The sequence below is a fragment of the Archangium violaceum genome, from assembly GCF_016859125.1.
In the GTDB taxonomy this organism is placed as follows: domain Bacteria; phylum Myxococcota; class Myxococcia; order Myxococcales; family Myxococcaceae; genus Archangium; species Archangium violaceum_A.
The window spans coordinates 1,840,073-1,853,958 of the sequence record NZ_CP069338.1 but is presented as its reverse complement, the minus strand read 5'-3'; the positions used below and the strand labels follow the sequence as shown (position 1 = coordinate 1,853,958).

Here is a 13,886-nt window from a genome sequence, read left to right as displayed (position 1 = left end):
GCTCCGCGTAGTCTCCTTCGCGACTGTGCTCCGGGAGGTGGTGATGCGGCGTTCCGCTTTGCTGCTCGGGCTTGCCGTCCTGCTCTGCGCGACGGCTTGCGTGTCGATCGTCGGTGGGGACGGTGGTGAGGGCGGCATCTCGCCGTCGCAGTTCATGTTCGAGCCCTACGTGCCACCCGATTCTCCGTGGCCCGGTGGGTGGAAGGTCGCGCGGGTCATCATCAATCTGGCACGTAGTTCGGGCGAAGGACTGCGGATTGTTCCGTGTCAGGTTCAGGTCGAGGTGCCGGAGCGCCACCGGGGTGGAGTCATCTCCGATGAGTTCGCTCAGCAGGAAGCCGCGAAGGCCGCGGATGCCGCGGTGGAACGTGTACTTCCGCAAGGGCTCCTCTCGGAGGAGATGTGTCAGCGGTTCCGTACGGAGATGCGGAAGATATTGGAAGTCCCCATTCCCGGAGTGCGTGTTCGTAGATTCATCGACATGAAAGGAGTCTCGAACAAACGTAGCTCCCCCTGAGCTCCTCAACCTTGTATTGGAGCAAGTGCCATGAATGAGGACGTTTCCGCCTCGCGGCTCATCGAGCTGGTTCACCAGTACCACCCCGTCAACCTGTACGGCGGTGAAGAGGGCTACGATGATTCGGAGCAGTACCAGCGCATGTTGGCGCTGCGCGAGCATGCACTGAAGAACTCGATGAGCTGGAAGAGGCTGCTCGCCCGGCTGTCCGAGTCTCTACCGGAGTGCAAGGTGGAGGATTGGACCGCGCTCTTCTCTGACGACAACTGCTGGCGCGTCCGGGTGTACCTCCCCGAGGTCTTGAAGCTTCCTGGTGGAGCCGAGGAGGTTCGCGCGGTGGTCGTTCTGGTGAGCATCCTCGCGCCTGTGTACGTGCTCTACAGCTCGTTCCAGCAATACTCGGACAAGGGAGCATCTCCCTCGCGGACCATCTACGAGGACGTGCCCGAGACGAAGCCCCATGCGAACAAGATCGAGGCCATCATACGGGACGTGCTCCACGCTCACCGTCTGCCCAACGAGACGCTCTTCACGCCTGTTCCCGACATCCAGTGCGGCAACATCCGCCTCGGCGAGGCGAGGTTGATCGACTGTCTCTTCACCGATGACCGGTGGTAGAGGGCGCTCGGGCTAGCGCCTCACGGTGACCCACCTGGGGCCCGCCCGCGTGGAGGTCCCCGTTACCGCCGGCGCCCCGCGAACCACCCGGCATAGGGGGTGTTCTCGACACGGTGGCGGTTGAAGTCCGGGGCGCCGTCCGTCCATCACGGCGCTCCCCGTTCTCCGAGCGCCACCTTCGCCTGGTAGCGGCCATCGGGAGTGGTGGGCGGCTCGGCTCTCGGCCTGGGGCTCAACGTCCCTCTTCGCGGCGCATGAGGATGCGGCTACTCTCGCCGCCCTCCTCGGTCCCGTCGGGGCGCGTGTAGAGGTAGTCGTCCACCTCCGGCAGGGTGACGCTCACGCTCGAGCCGCGGCGCAGCCCGCTCACCCCGAAGGGCTCGTTGGCGAGCGTGCCGCGCAGCCGATCCTTCTCCCACGCGGTGACCTCGAACCACATGTGCTCGGAGCTGCCGTCATCGGTGCGGAAGCCCGCCTTGACCATCAGCTGCTCGGGAGGGTGCAGCCCCTTCTCCACGCGAGGCCGCAGCTCGTTGAGCCGGGTGCGGGCCTTGCGCGCCACCGCCTCCAACTCGGCGTCTCCCGGTTCGACGGGGGTGATGTTGTCGGGCTTCTTGCCGAAGAGCGTGTCGAGCGCCGCCAGTTGCCGCTCGTGCGGCGTCCCGCTGCCCGGGAAGGACAGCTCGAGCAGGTGGTTCTCCGGGTCACCCCGATCGCGCCTGGCCTCGATGGCTCGCAGCTTCATGCTCCGGCGCGCGTCCTTCTGCGTCCTGGCCTCGAGCTGGCCGCGTGCCCGGACGTGTTTCACGCGCGCCAGGTCCACGTTCAACGTCCCGTCCGAGGACAGCTCGAGCCCCTCGGCCAGCAGCTGCGCGACGCCGTTGATGAGCACCCCCATCTCCTGGGTCATCGAGCGCGGCACCTGCTCCACCACGAGGTCCGGCAGGCCGAGCTTCACCATGCCGAGCGTGATGAAGCGCACGTCCTCGTCCTCGCCGTACACGTGCACGGTGATGTGCGTCTGCACGAAGGGCACGCCGCCGTTCCAGTTGTCCAGCCGCTCCTGCTTCCAGTGCTGGGGCGCGAAGTACTCGCGCGTCTCGGCGTCCCACAGGAAGGCCCCGTGCTCGGCGGCGACCTGGTGGGCGAAGCGCGAGGCCTCCAGGAGCGACTCGTTGCGTTTGGCGAACGGCACGTGGAAGGACAGCCTCGTGGCGTGCCGGGCTCCCATCAGGCGCTTGCGCTCCTCGTCGCTCAGCCTCCGGGCGAAGTAGCGCAGGTAGTACTCCTCGAGGTGCTCGATGTCCTCCGTGGGGACCGACCGTACGTCGACCTCGGGGGCGGGAGCGCCGCGCTTCCACGTTCCGGCGAGCTTCTTGTGGTTCGACGTCAGCAGCTTGCGCGCCTCGGCCACCACGTCGCCCTTGGGCGGGGTGGGGTGGTACAGCACCACCGAGTAGGTGATGTCCTGCGAGTGGAGCAGCGGGGAGGGGAAGACGGTTCCAGCCGGGGGCGTGGCACCCGGCTTGCCCGCGTGGGCCAGGGGCGCGAGGCACAGCAGCAGCACACTGAGCAGCCGCGCGGCGCGGAGGAGAGGCATGGAGGGACTCCAGGGGATTGCGTGAGGCTACGGCACGCATCATCCCCGCTTCCCTGACACGGGGCCATGCCCCCCTTGGCCGTTTAGGACCTCCGTCCCTGGCGGGGGCTGGGGTAGCCTGCTCCCCATGGCAGCGGAGGACAGAGAGCTGCGGGACACCTTGGAGCGGCTCCAGACGGAGTTGCGCGAGGTGAAGGGCGAGTTGACCCGGAATCGAGCCGAGGTGGAGCGGTTGGAGCGGGTGGAGGCCGAGCTCGCCGCCGCCAACTCCCGCGCACGCGAGGCGGAAGCGGCCTTCGAGCGTGCGCTCTACCATCTCAACCGCCTCCGCCAGGAGCGCAAGCTCGCACCCGTGGACTCCCACTCGCTCGCGAGCGAGCCCCTCGAGTCCTCGAACGAAGAGGTCTTCTGGTTGTACCGCCTGGAGTCGAGGGCCCGCTTCATCAAGGGCGCCGCCGTGGGGGCCGTGCTCGGCCTCGCCTTGCTGCGTTTCTTCTTCTCCTTCTCGCCGCCCTCCTTCGCCACCCAACTGGGGCTCGTCGTGGGCACCGCGCTGATCTCCGGCACGGTCTGGAAGTGGCTCTACGACATCCGCTGAAACGGGGTGCCCCGGTCTCCCGGAAGCGCCCCGTCGTGACTCAGGAAGCCGCGCTCAGATGTCGAAGTAGAGCTGGTACTCCATGGGGTGCGGACGCAGGCGGATGGCGTCCACCTCCTTCTGCTTCTGCTCGATCCAGCTGTTGAGCGAGTCCTCGCTGAAGACGTCGCCCTTGAGCAGGAACTTGTGGTCCTTCTTCAGGCAGTCCAGCGCCTCCTCGAGCGAGCCCGGCATCTTCGGCACGTCCTTGAGCTCCTCGGGCGACAGGCCGTAGATGTCCTTGTCGAGCGGCTCGCCCGGGTCGATCTTGTTCTCGATGCCGTCGAGGCCGGCCATGAGCTGCGCGGCGAACGCCAGGTACGGGTTGCAGCTCGGGTCCGGCGAGCGGAACTCCAGGCGCTTGGCCTTGGGGCTGGCGCTGAACATGGGGATGCGGATGGACGCGCTGCGGTTGCGGCTGGAGTACGCCAGGTTCACCGGCGCCTCGTAGCCCGGCACCAGGCGCTTGTACGAGTTGTTCGTCGGGTTGCACAGCGCCGCCAGCGCCCGCGCGTGCTTGAGGATGCCGCCGATGTAGTGCAGCGCCATCTCGCTCATGCCCGCGTAGCCCTCGCCCGCGAACAGAGGCTTGCCGCCCTTCCACAGCGACTGGTGCGTGTGCATACCGCTGCCGTTGTCCCCGTACAGGGGCTTGGGCATGAACGTCACCGTCTTGCCGTGCCGCGCCGCCACGTTCTTCAGCACGTACTTGAACCACATCAGGTTGTCGGCCGTCTTCACCAGCGTGTCGAAGCGGAAGTCGATCTCCGACTGGCCCGCCGTCGCCACCTCGTGGTGCTGGCGCTCCACGCTGATGCCCACCTCACCGAGGATGCGGCACATCTCGTCGCGCATGTCGTTGTGCGCGTCCGTGGGCATCAACGCGTTGTAGCCGTCCTTGAAGTTCGGCTTGTAGCCCAGGTTGCCGCCCGGCTCCTCGCGGCCCGTGTTCCACGCGCCCTCGATGGAGTCCACCTCGAAGAACATGTGGTGCGGCTCCGTGCTGTAGCGCACGCCGTCGAAGATGAAGAACTCGGCCTCGGGGCCGAAGAAGGCCGTGTCCGCGATGCCCGTGCTCTTGAGGTACTTCTCCGCGCGCGAGGCGATGTTGCGCGGATCCCTCATGTACTGCTCCTTGGTGACGGGATCGCTCACGTTGCACAGCAGCACCAGCGTGGGCGTCTGCGTGAACGGATCCATCACCGCGGTGTTCGGGTCCGGCATCACCAGCATGTCGGAGTTGTGGATTTCCAACCAACCCTTGATGGACGAGCCATCGAAGCCGAGGCCCTCCTCGAAGATGCCCTCCTGCAGCTCGTGGAGGGGTACCGCGAAATGACGCCAACGACCGATGAAGTCGATGAAGCGCAGGCTCACCATCTGCGCGCCGTGCTCCTTCGCGAACGCCAGCACGTCCTTCGCCGTCTTGGTGGTCATGGTTCCGGAGTCCTTTCCTGCCGGGTGGGTACTTCACTTCCAGGGCGTCGCCGACACTAGGAACGGGCCTCGCCAGAGGAAAGAGGAACGTGCACGGGGCGTGACAATCCGCCCGCGCTCCAGGGGGGAGAGCGGGGGATTCACGTCATCGTGATGACATTCGGGCTTGACGCTTCCCGAGTCCGGGCTTCAGCGCCTGGAGCGGGTGATGAGCACCACGGCGCCGAGGATGGCGCCCATGGCCATGAAGCCCCAGACGCTCAGCGACTCGCCGGCCAGGAAGGTGCCCAGCAGCACGGCCACCAGGGGATTGACGTAGGCGTAGCTGGTGGCGAGCGCGGGCCGGGCATTGCGCAGCAGGTAGCCATAGGCGCTGAAGGCCACCAGCGAGCCGAAGACGATGAGGTAGCCCACGGAGAGCAGGGCGCGCGGGGGCGGCAGCGCGGCGAGGTGCTCGCCCATGCAGGCGCTGACCCCGAAGAACATGGCCCCGGCGGTGAGCATCTGCGTGGCGGTGGACATGAGCCCCTCGGCCAAGGGCAGCCGGCGCGACCAGATGGAGCCGAAGGCCCAGCTCACCGGGGCCACCAGCAGGGCGAAGGTGGCCCACAGGTTGCCGCTCTTGTCGCTGCCCAGGTTGAGCAGGATGAGGCCGCAGAAGCCGATGGCCAGGCCCCAGCGCTCGGCGCGCCCGGGCCACTGGCCGAAGAGGCCTCCGAAGAGCGCCGTCCACAGCGGCACGCTACCCACCACGATGGCCACCAGCCCCGAGGGCACCCACTGCTGCGCGAAGACCACGCCGCCGTTGCCCATCACCAGCAGCAGGAAGCCGATGAGCGCGCCCGCTCCCCACTGGCGCACCGCGGGCCGGGCGTACCCGCGCATCCTCAGCACCGCGTAGAGGATGACGCCGGCGATCGTGTAGCGCACCCCCGCCATGAGGAAGGGCGGGAATCCTCCTCGCAGCGCCCAGTGGATGGCGAGGTACGTCGACCCCCAGATCACGTAGAGCGCGAAGAGGCAGAAAACGAGGAGCCCGCGATTGAACTCCGCGGGCGTGGTGCCCGCGGGCAGCGTCGCGGCGGGAATGGAGGAGGTAGCGGAGGACAAGGCGTCGCGCTTTTAACGCCCTGCTCCGCGTCTCGCGATGTACTCCGTCGGCGTACCCCGAGAGGGGATGGCTGCCCGGGTCACATCGTGCTCCGGGCACGTCTGTCCCGCGACAACGGTGCTCTGGAGGCGGCGTTGTTGATGATCGCTGGGTGGTCTTTCGTGCTCCAAGCGTTCGGCGGGGCTGGAGGACTTCGTCAGCAGTGCCTTCCGCACCAACGGGGGACGAGTCCCGAGCGAGCGCTGCCGCACTTCAGGACATTGTCCCCCCGGACGGCGCGAGCCATGGATCCGGCTCTTATTGATGAATTGGACCGTACCTGCCGCTCACTGTTGCCCTGAGCCCTGTGTAGGCAGGTGACGGATGGGGGGCCTGCTCGCCCGCTTCCGGGCCGGCGTTCGACGCATGCGCCGTACCGGACCCCCACCCAGCGGGCGGGGGGATTGAACCGGCCCCTCCAACTTCTTAATCTTTCAGGGCATTCTCGATGTTTTCGCCGACCATCGTGGGCGGAACGCCATTGGGGAGCGTGAGGAAGGATGTCCGAGGAGCTGGGTGAGCGCGAGAAGGAAGTCCTTCGCGCCGTCGTTCAGGAATACATCGCCACGGGTGGCCCCGTCGGGAGCCAACATCTCGCGCGCAAGCCGGAGTTCGACGTCTCCTCGGCGACGCTGCGCAACGTGCTGGCGGACCTGGAGGAGCTCGGCTTCCTCGAGAAGCCGCATACCTCCGCGGGCCGGGTGCCGACGGACCGGGGCTATCGCTTCTACGTGGACACGATGGTGCGGCTGAAGGATCCCGCGCCACGTGACCGCGAGCTCATCCACGCGGGGCTGGCGCACGAGTCGGGGATGGAGGAGCTGCTGGCGGAGGCCTCGCGCCTGTTGCACTCGCTCACCCGGCACGCGGGCGTCGTCGTCACCCCGCGGCCGGACGCGGCTGTCTTCCACCGGATCGAGTTCGTGCGGCTGCGGGAGGACCGCGTGCTGGCCATCCTGGTGGGGCAGAACGGCCAGGTGCACAACAAGCTGTTGTCGGTGGACTTCCCCGTCACGTCGGACGAGCTGCTCAAGGCGAGCAACTACCTGTCCGAGCTGCTGCACGAGGTGACGTTGGAGGAGGCGCGCGAGCGCATCCGGGCCGAGCTGGACCACGACCAGGAACTCTACAACGCGCTGACGGCCAAGGCGCTCAAGCTGGGCGCGGCGGCGACGGATCTGCAGACGGGGGAGCGGGTGCTCATCGAGGGCACGGGCTCGTTCCTGGAGCAGCCCGAGTTCGCGGACGTGGAGCGCATGCGTGCGCTCTTCAAGGCGCTGGGGGAGAAGCACAAGCTGCTGGCGTTGTTGGACCGGGTGCAGCGGGCGCGCGAGATGCAGATCTTCATCGGCACCGAGAGTGAGTTCTCCTCGGCGGGGGACGTGACGGTCATCGCGAGTCCCTACGGAAGCCGCGAGCAGGTGCTGGGCACGGTGGGAGTCATCGGACCCACGCGGATGAACTACCAGCGCATCATCCCGCTGGTGAACTTCACCGCGCAGGTGCTCTCGCTGGCGCTCGACAAGGCATGACGCCACTCCCTCTCCCTCTGGGAGAGGGTATCTCGCAGCCACCGAGGCTCAAGAGCGCTCGATAAATCCCAGGAAGTGAAAGCTGGGTGATCCAAAGGTGGGTGGGGAAGGCAAAGCCCCACCCCTGGGGTTCGGGTGCAAGAGGTACCATGTGAAGTAGGCAGGGGGAGTGAGCCAGAAGAAAGCGCGGGCAGCAGAGGGAAGAGTCCGGACGAAAGAGCCGGACAGGTCGCAAGGCTGGCTGTTCAAGCAGATGCCGGAGCAGTTGGTGGAGCCGGAGCACCCGGTGCGGGTAGTGGCGGCGGCGGTGGAGGCGTTGGACCTGAGAGGCTTTCTGGCCGGGGCCAAGGCGGTGGAGGGACATGCGGGACGCCCGGTGACAAGTCCCCGGTTGCTGTTGGCGCTGTGGGTGTACGGGATTCAGCAGGGAGTGGGGACGGCGACGGAGCTGGCGCGCCGGTGCGAGGAGGACAGGGCGTACCAGTGGCTGGCCGGTGGAGTGAAGGTGAGCCACGACAAGCTGAGCCAGTTCCGGGTGGAGCACCTGGAGGTGTTGCAGCAGGTGTTTACCGACGTGCTCTCGGTGCTGTTGCAGCAGGGGCTGGTGAGTTTGGAGCAGGTGGCGCAGGACGGCACGCGGGTGAGGGCCAGTGCCTCGGCGCCTTCGTTCCGGCGGGAGCAGTCGCTGCGGGAGTGCCAGGAGCAGGCCGAGCTGCACTTGCAAGCGGTGCTGGCGCAGAAGGACGACCCGGAGCTGACGCGTGGGCAGCAGGCGACACGAGAGGCCAAGGCGCGTGACTACCAGGCGCGGGTGGACGCGGCGCTGGAGGCGATAAAGCAACAGCAGGCCAGGAAGAAGGGGGCGGACAAGGAGAAGGTGCGCGCCTCCTCCACGGATGCGGATGCACGGGTGATGAAGATGGCCGATGGGGGTTTCCGACCCGCCTACAACCTGCAATTCGCGGTGGCTGGGGAGGCGCTGGGAGGGCCGCGAACGATTGTGGGAGTGGAAGTCACCAACCAGGGCAGCGACATGGGCAGCGTGAGCCCCATGGTGGAGCAGATTGAGCAACGCACGGGCCAGGTGCCCGAGCGCGTGCTGGCCGATGGCGGCCATGCCACGTGCGCAGACGTGAAGCAGTGCGCGGCCAAGGGGTTGAAGCGCTCATTTCGGTGCCCGAGCGCATGGCCCAGGCCGGGCAGCAGGGGGACCATTCCCCCGAGGTAGAGGCGTGGCGTGAGCGCATGCGCACCGACGAGGCCAAGGAGCAGTACAAGGCCCGCGCCGGCCTGGTGGAGAACGTCAACGCGCAGGTGAAGGGGCGCTATGGCCTGACGCAGGTGACGGTGCGGGGGCTGGACAAGGTGAAGTGTGTCGCCTTGCTGGTGGCCCTGGCGCACAACCTGGCCGCACACGGCCAGCCTCTGGTGGATGCGCTGCTGGCGCGCCAGAGCGCGCTTGCCGAGCCGGCTCACCTCCTCGAGCTGGCTCCAGGCAACGCGGCCTCTCTCGGTGGCGGCATCAGTCCGGTGCCGGTGGACCAGGTCACCGCCTTGCCTGCTGGCTTCTGACGGCCAGCCCCCTGCCGCGTGTGGTGTGACCGGGCCTCTCAGGCTCCAACCAGGCGATGAGCCCCCGGGCTGTGTGGTTGAATCCCGCTCTCGCCTGCTTCCCACCTGTACAACCCCCCCCTCCAACTCCGCGCCTCGGGATGGGCGATTTCCTCCGCCCTCCCCTCCACTTCCTGATCGCGCTCTGCTCCCGCGAGGGATTTATCGACTGCTCTTCAGTCGGCCCGGTTGGGAACCTTGCGCGCGGTCACCCGGATGTCGCCGAGGTCCATGGCCTCGCTCGTGGCCACCGTCACGGGGCGAGCCTCGGGCTTGCCGCCAGTGGCGAGCAGTTGCACGGTGTGCGCGCCGGGCGTGACGTCGTCCAGGCGGAAGCGGCCGTCGGGTCCCGAGTAGGTATCGGCGCGAGTGCCCGGCGGGTGGTCCAGGGAGATGCCCACGTCCTGGGCGGGCTCGCCCGAGTCGCTCCACACGATGCGTCCGGAGATGGAGGACGCGCCACCCGTCAGCGGCACCTCCACGTCCGAGCGCTGTCCCGGCGAGAGCGTCACCTGTGTTTCCCCGGTGCGTCCGTCGGTGGTGCGCACGCTGACCCTCAGTGGCCAGGCGGGTGCGTCGGTGAGCAGGAACTCGCTGCCGGGGAAGGTCCGCCGCGCATCGCGAGCCCACTCCGGCGCGGAGCCATCCGCGTTCAACAGGCGCAGCGTGAAGCCGGTGGGGGCGGTGCCGTTGCGTGCCGCCACCACGCGTCCCCGGAGGGTGGCCGCGGGCCGGAGCTGGAGCCGCTGCTCGCCCGAGCCGTCCGTGACGGGAGTAGGCTCGCTCAACCGGCCCGAGTTGTACGCCTGCAACGTCAGGGTGGTGGGCTGGCCATGGGGCGGAAAGCTGAAGTGCCCTTCGTCGTTGGCCTGCTGGGTGATGGAGAAGGGGAAGTCTCCGCCCTGGGTCGCCACCACCACGGCATGGGGGCTCGGCGCGCCCGAGGGCTCCAGCACCATGCCGCGCAGTCCGCGCTCATCCAGCAATGTCAGGTCCATCGTCACGGTGGCGCCGGCTTCCACGGTGACGGAGGGGTCGTCCACGTTGAAGAAGACATAGGAGGCGCCCGGGAGCACGGCGGTGAGTTGGTAGACGCCCGCGGGCAGCTCGAGCTGGTAGCGGCCCTCCGCGTCCGTGTCGGCGAGGCCCATGTCGAGCACTCCGCCCTGGCCCTGCTTCGCCATCGCGCGGACCAGCGCGGGCTCGGGCAATGGCGCGCCCGAGGATTGCGTCACCCGGCCCATCACCCGGCCCGTCTCCGAGAGGATGAAGTCCACCCGGGTGCGCGCGCCCGTGCCGAGCTGGACCGTCCTGCTCGTCCACACGGCCGAGTTGTCCTGCCTGGCGCGCACCTGCACCGTGCCCACCGGCAGTCCTTCCAGGACGAAGGCCCCCGCCGAGCCGGTGCGCGTGAAGTACTCCTCGCCCGAGGCGTCCCGTATCCGCTTCGCGCGCACGGCCACGCCCGCCAGGAGGCCTCCCCGCGCATCCGCGACCGTGCCCTCCACCGACGCCGTACCCTCCAGGCGGAAGTCCGCCACGGTGTACCGGTCCGCTTCCACCACCAGCCCCTCGCGAGAGGTGCCCGTGTGGCCCGGGGCCGACACCGTCATGTCGTAGTCACCCGGTGGTAGCTCCAGGGCGTAGTGGCCCGCCGCGTCCGTCCGCACGCGGCCCAGCTCACCGCCCGCGCCTGCCGGGCCGACCGCCACCAACGCGTCCTCCACGGGCCTCGCGTCCGCTCCGTGCGTCACCGTGCCCGACAGGTGCCCGGAGGCCCCGAGCCGCACCGTGATTTCGCGCGCGGTCTCTCCGGGTGCCACGACGATGAGGCCCGGTGCCCGTCCCACCTGGTGGCCCTTGTGGGCAATCACCCAATACGTCCCGCCAGGCACCTCCAGGGAGAAGCCGCCGCCCGCGCCCGTGGAGGTCCGGAAGCTCGAGGGCCCGCCCAGCACCCGCACCTCCGCGTCCGGTGTCGGCTGTCCGTCCGCGCCCAGGACGAAGCCCTCCAGGGTGGAGGCCGCCCACAATCCCACCACCAGCTCGCCCGAGGCGGGCACCGACACGAAGCGCATCGTCCGCGGGCTGAAGCCCGGAGCTTCCGCCACCAGCTCGTAGCGGCCCGGCGCCAGTCCGGTGAAGTCGAAGCGCCCGCGCGCATCGCTCGTCGCCACCTCCACCTCCTCGGGCAGCGCATGGGCTCGCGCCGAGGGACCCGACCCGGTGTACGGACGGAGCGTCACCTCGGCCAGGGGGACGGGGTCGCCGTCGCGGCCCTCGGCCACCGTGCGTCCCCGCAGCGGGACACCGGCCGGCAGGGACAGCTCCACCAGCGTCTCCGACTCACCCGTGGGCCGGGGTACCTCGCGCCGCGCGGGAGCGAGGCCCCCGGCGCGGGCGGTGAGGAGGTAGAGGCCCGGTGCCGCGGGCAGCCGCAGCGTGCCGTCCTCCGCCGTCGTCCCTTCACCCGCGCGGCGCCACGTGGGTTGGCCCAGGCCGTTGTCCGGGCCCTTCGACCAGGCGCGCACCGTCGCCCCCGAAACGGGAGCGCCCGAGACCACCACCCGCACCACGAAGCTGCCATCGGCCAGCGTCGCGGGCGTGTCGAGCGGCGGAGTCGGGCGCGGAGGCGGGCGGGCGGAGGCGTTGTCGGCGTGCCCGGGACGCACGGAGGCCCGGGCCGCGACGGTCGCCGTGCCGGCGGTCTCCTCCAGGTTCCGGGGGCGGAGCCACAGCAGGAGAAGCGCCGCGATGGACAGGAGCGCGGCCACCAGGAGCGGGAAGAGGGGACGTTGGCGCACGGGCTTCTCCGCGATGGGGAGGGCCGAACCCTTCCCCGTCGCGAGAGCCTAACCGCGATCCGGTTGTCTTCCGAAATCCCAACTCAATGGGTCGTGGGCGCGGGCGCGGGCGCTGGGGCGTAGACGCGGAGGGCCGCGGGGGCCAGCTCGAAGCGCACGGGGGTGTGGCCGATGATTTCCCCGTCCGCGTTGATGTCCTGGGGCGGCTGGGCGTCCACGTACAGGTGGGCGCCGCGCAGGGCGGAGACGGACGGATGGGCCACGTGCTCGCCCCGGCGCAGAGAGAGCGCGATGCGTGCCAGGGTGGAGAGGTCCCGCATGTGGCCCAGTCCGGTGCCCTCGCGTCCGGACTCCGCCGAGGGCGCGGCGATGGTGTAGGCGTCCAGCCGGTGGTCGTCGAGCGTGGCGTCGGGCGTCACCATGTTGCCCGCGCCGTGGTAGCGCCCGTTGCCCACCACGAGCTGGAGCACGTCCAATTCCTTCTCTTCGCTGTCCGTGACCATGCGAACGTGGAAGGGCTGATGTTCCCAGAGCTCGGCGACGGCGGCCACGGGGTAGGCCAGCTTGCCCACGCGCCGTTTGAAGCGGGGCGTCAGCCGCCGGGCGATGGCGGAGGCCAGGCCGAGGCTCGCGGCATTGAGGAAGGGCCGTCCGTTGGCGAGCCCCACGTCCACGCGCGCCGTGTAGCCCGCGGCGATGATGTCGCAGGCGGCCTCGAGCGTGGGCGGAATGCCGAGCGAGCGCGCGAAGTCGTTGGCGGTGCCCAGCGGCAGCACGCCCAGAGTCACCTCGCGCCCGAGCAGGTGCTGGATGGCGTTGTTCAGCGTGCCATCTCCACCGCCCACGAGGATGCGCCGCACGCCGCTCTCCAGGGCCTCGCGCAGCACCTGGTCCATCCGCTTGTGGCGGGAGAGCCGGTGACTGGCCGCCAGGGGGATGCCCCGTGCCTCGAGCGCCGCGAGCGTGGCCGGGAGGGCCTTGCGTCCCATGCGACACTTGCTGTTGATGATCAGGAGCGCGGGCCCCTCATCGAGGGCGCCGCGTTTGGTGGTGGGGGCGCTCAGGGCGACGTCTGGAGAAGCCTCGCTTGCCATTGCCCACAAGGATGTGCACGAGCGGGTCCGCCAGCCAGTGCGGGGCGGGCACCCGGGCCCGGCGCTCTCCTCCACTCGCATGCCGGGAGAGGGAGCGAGGCGCCGTCAGCGCGATTCCTCGTCCTTGGCGGCGGCCACCGCGTCCGCGGCCCACGGCCAGGTGTCGCGCGAGGACTCATAGTGGGCCAGCAGGTCCGCGGGGTCCTTATAGATGGCGCGGCAGCCGGCCGTGCGCAGGTCCTCCTCGGAGAAGCCGCCGCACAGCACGCCCACCGTGGGTACCCCCGCCTTGCTCGCGGCGAGCGCGTCGTAGGGCGTGTCGCCGATGACCACCACGGTGCGCGGGTCCGGCCGTCCCAGCCGCTCCATCGCCGCATCGAAGATGTCCGGGTGGGGCTTGGACTTCGACGCGTCGTCCTTGGACGTCTCGCCGTCCGACATCCCCTCGATGCCGCACAGGCGCATGTAGAACTCGAGCTCGTCGCCCTTGGCGCTGGAGGCCAGCGCGATGCGCAGCCCGTCCTGGCGCAGCCGCTGGAACAGCTCGCGCACGCGGGGGAAGGCGCGCAGCTTGGGCATGAACTCGCGCTTGAAGAGCGCGGAGCGGAAGTCGCTGAGCTCCTGGCCGAACTTCTCCAGCTCGTCCTCGGTGAAGAAGACGGGCACCAGCTGGTCCGCGCCCTTGCCAATCTGGCTGCGCACGTGCGCGAAGGGCACGTCCCGGCCGAATTCCAGGAAGGCTCGCCTCCAGGCCTCTGCGTGCTCGTCCACCGAGTCCACCAGCGTGCCATCCACATCGAAGATGACGTTCTGCACCAGGGCCATTCCGTCGTACTCCTTCCCGGTGCGGAAGGTGGGGACGGCGCCGGGCGGGTTCAACCCCGGA

The 13,886-nt window shown here is 69.1% G+C and carries 12 protein-coding genes; 6 read left to right on the top strand and 6 right to left on the bottom strand.

Annotation, left to right across the window (positions count from 1 at the left end; translation table 11 throughout):
* Nucleotides 1-43 precede the first annotated feature (43 nt).
* Both JQX13_RS07815 and JQX13_RS07810 read left to right on the top strand, forming a co-directional pair.
* Complete coding sequence (locus JQX13_RS07815) at nt 44-517, top strand: hypothetical protein (RefSeq protein WP_203408421.1); 474 nt, start codon at nt 44-46, stop codon at nt 515-517.
* Nucleotides 518-547: 30 nt separating this feature from the next.
* Nucleotides 548-1,135, top strand: a complete 588-nt coding sequence (locus tag JQX13_RS07810; RefSeq protein ID WP_203408420.1) for a hypothetical protein — start codon at nt 548-550, stop codon at nt 1,133-1,135.
* Between the two features lie 232 nt (nt 1,136-1,367).
* On the opposite strand, the gene JQX13_RS07805 is transcribed toward JQX13_RS07810, so the two are convergent.
* Nucleotides 1,368-2,735, bottom strand: a complete 1,368-nt coding sequence (locus JQX13_RS07805; protein ID WP_203408419.1) for a DUF2314 domain-containing protein — start codon at nt 2,733-2,735, stop codon at nt 1,368-1,370.
* 127 nt (nt 2,736-2,862) lie between these two features.
* On the opposite strand from JQX13_RS07805, the gene JQX13_RS07800 reads away from it, so the two are divergent.
* Nucleotides 2,863-3,333 carry a hypothetical protein gene (locus tag JQX13_RS07800; protein WP_203408418.1) on the top strand — a complete coding sequence of 157 codons (471 nt, stop codon included), beginning with the start codon at nt 2,863-2,865 and terminating at the stop codon, nt 3,331-3,333.
* A gap of 54 nt (nt 3,334-3,387) precedes the next feature.
* Here JQX13_RS07800 and glnA read toward each other — a convergent pair whose 3' ends face one another.
* A complete protein-coding gene (glnA, locus tag JQX13_RS07795; RefSeq protein WP_203408417.1) occupies nt 3,388-4,809 on the bottom strand; it encodes a type I glutamate--ammonia ligase in 1,422 nt (473 codons plus the stop codon).
* Between the two features lie 189 nt (nt 4,810-4,998).
* The gene (yedA, locus tag JQX13_RS07790) at nt 4,999-5,919 is read right to left on the bottom strand and encodes a drug/metabolite exporter YedA (protein WP_203408416.1); all 921 of its coding nucleotides are present in this window, start codon (nt 5,917-5,919) and stop codon (nt 4,999-5,001) included.
* Between the two features lie 540 nt (nt 5,920-6,459).
* Here yedA and hrcA point away from each other — a divergent pair.
* The 3 genes from hrcA to JQX13_RS07775 all read left to right on the top strand — a co-directional run bounded on the left by hrcA (nt 6,460) and on the right by JQX13_RS07775 (nt 9,063).
* On the top strand, nt 6,460-7,491 hold the full coding sequence (hrcA, locus tag JQX13_RS07785) for a heat-inducible transcriptional repressor HrcA (RefSeq protein WP_203408415.1): 1,032 nt from the start codon (nt 6,460-6,462) through the stop codon (nt 7,489-7,491).
* 169 nt (nt 7,492-7,660) lie between these two features.
* Nucleotides 7,661-8,719: a transposase gene (locus JQX13_RS07780; protein ID WP_203408414.1), complete on the top strand. Its 1,059-nt coding sequence runs from the start codon at nt 7,661-7,663 to the stop codon at nt 8,717-8,719.
* Between the two features lie 17 nt (nt 8,720-8,736).
* A complete protein-coding gene (locus JQX13_RS07775; protein ID WP_203408413.1) occupies nt 8,737-9,063 on the top strand; it encodes a transposase in 327 nt (108 codons plus the stop codon).
* 215 nt (nt 9,064-9,278) lie between these two features.
* On the opposite strand, the gene JQX13_RS07770 is transcribed toward JQX13_RS07775, so the two are convergent.
* The 3 genes from JQX13_RS07770 to JQX13_RS07760 all read right to left on the bottom strand — a co-directional run bounded on the left by JQX13_RS07770 (nt 9,279) and on the right by JQX13_RS07760 (nt 13,819).
* Entirely contained in the window at nt 9,279-11,906 is a 2,628-nt protein-coding gene (locus JQX13_RS07770; protein WP_203408412.1) for a carboxypeptidase regulatory-like domain-containing protein, read from the bottom strand.
* Between the two features lie 83 nt (nt 11,907-11,989).
* Nucleotides 11,990-12,895 carry a lipid kinase gene (locus tag JQX13_RS07765; RefSeq protein ID WP_239014603.1) on the bottom strand — a complete coding sequence of 302 codons (906 nt, stop codon included), beginning with the start codon at nt 12,893-12,895 and terminating at the stop codon, nt 11,990-11,992.
* A gap of 210 nt (nt 12,896-13,105) precedes the next feature.
* Nucleotides 13,106-13,819 carry an HAD family hydrolase gene (locus tag JQX13_RS07760; protein ID WP_203411918.1) on the bottom strand — a complete coding sequence of 238 codons (714 nt, stop codon included), beginning with the start codon at nt 13,817-13,819 and terminating at the stop codon, nt 13,106-13,108.
* Nucleotides 13,820-13,886: the final 67 nt, after the last annotated feature.

Coding starts and splice junctions, on each gene's coding strand:
- JQX13_RS07815 (WP_203408421.1), top strand. CDS start 44: ATGCGGCGTTCCGCTTTGCTGCTCGGGCTTGCCGTCCTGCTCTGCGCG.
- JQX13_RS07775 (WP_203408413.1), top strand. CDS start 8,737: ATGCGCACCGACGAGGCCAAGGAGCAGTACAAGGCCCGCGCCGGCCTG.
- JQX13_RS07805 (WP_203408419.1), bottom strand. CDS start 2,735: ATGCCTCTCCTCCGCGCCGCGCGGCTGCTCAGTGTGCTGCTGCTGTGC.
- hrcA (WP_203408415.1), top strand. CDS start 6,460: ATGTCCGAGGAGCTGGGTGAGCGCGAGAAGGAAGTCCTTCGCGCCGTC.
- JQX13_RS07810 (WP_203408420.1), top strand. CDS start 548: ATGAATGAGGACGTTTCCGCCTCGCGGCTCATCGAGCTGGTTCACCAG.
- JQX13_RS07765 (WP_239014603.1), bottom strand. CDS start 12,895: ATGGGACGCAAGGCCCTCCCGGCCACGCTCGCGGCGCTCGAGGCACGG.
- glnA (WP_203408417.1), bottom strand. CDS start 4,809: ATGACCACCAAGACGGCGAAGGACGTGCTGGCGTTCGCGAAGGAGCAC.
- JQX13_RS07800 (WP_203408418.1), top strand. CDS start 2,863: ATGGCAGCGGAGGACAGAGAGCTGCGGGACACCTTGGAGCGGCTCCAG.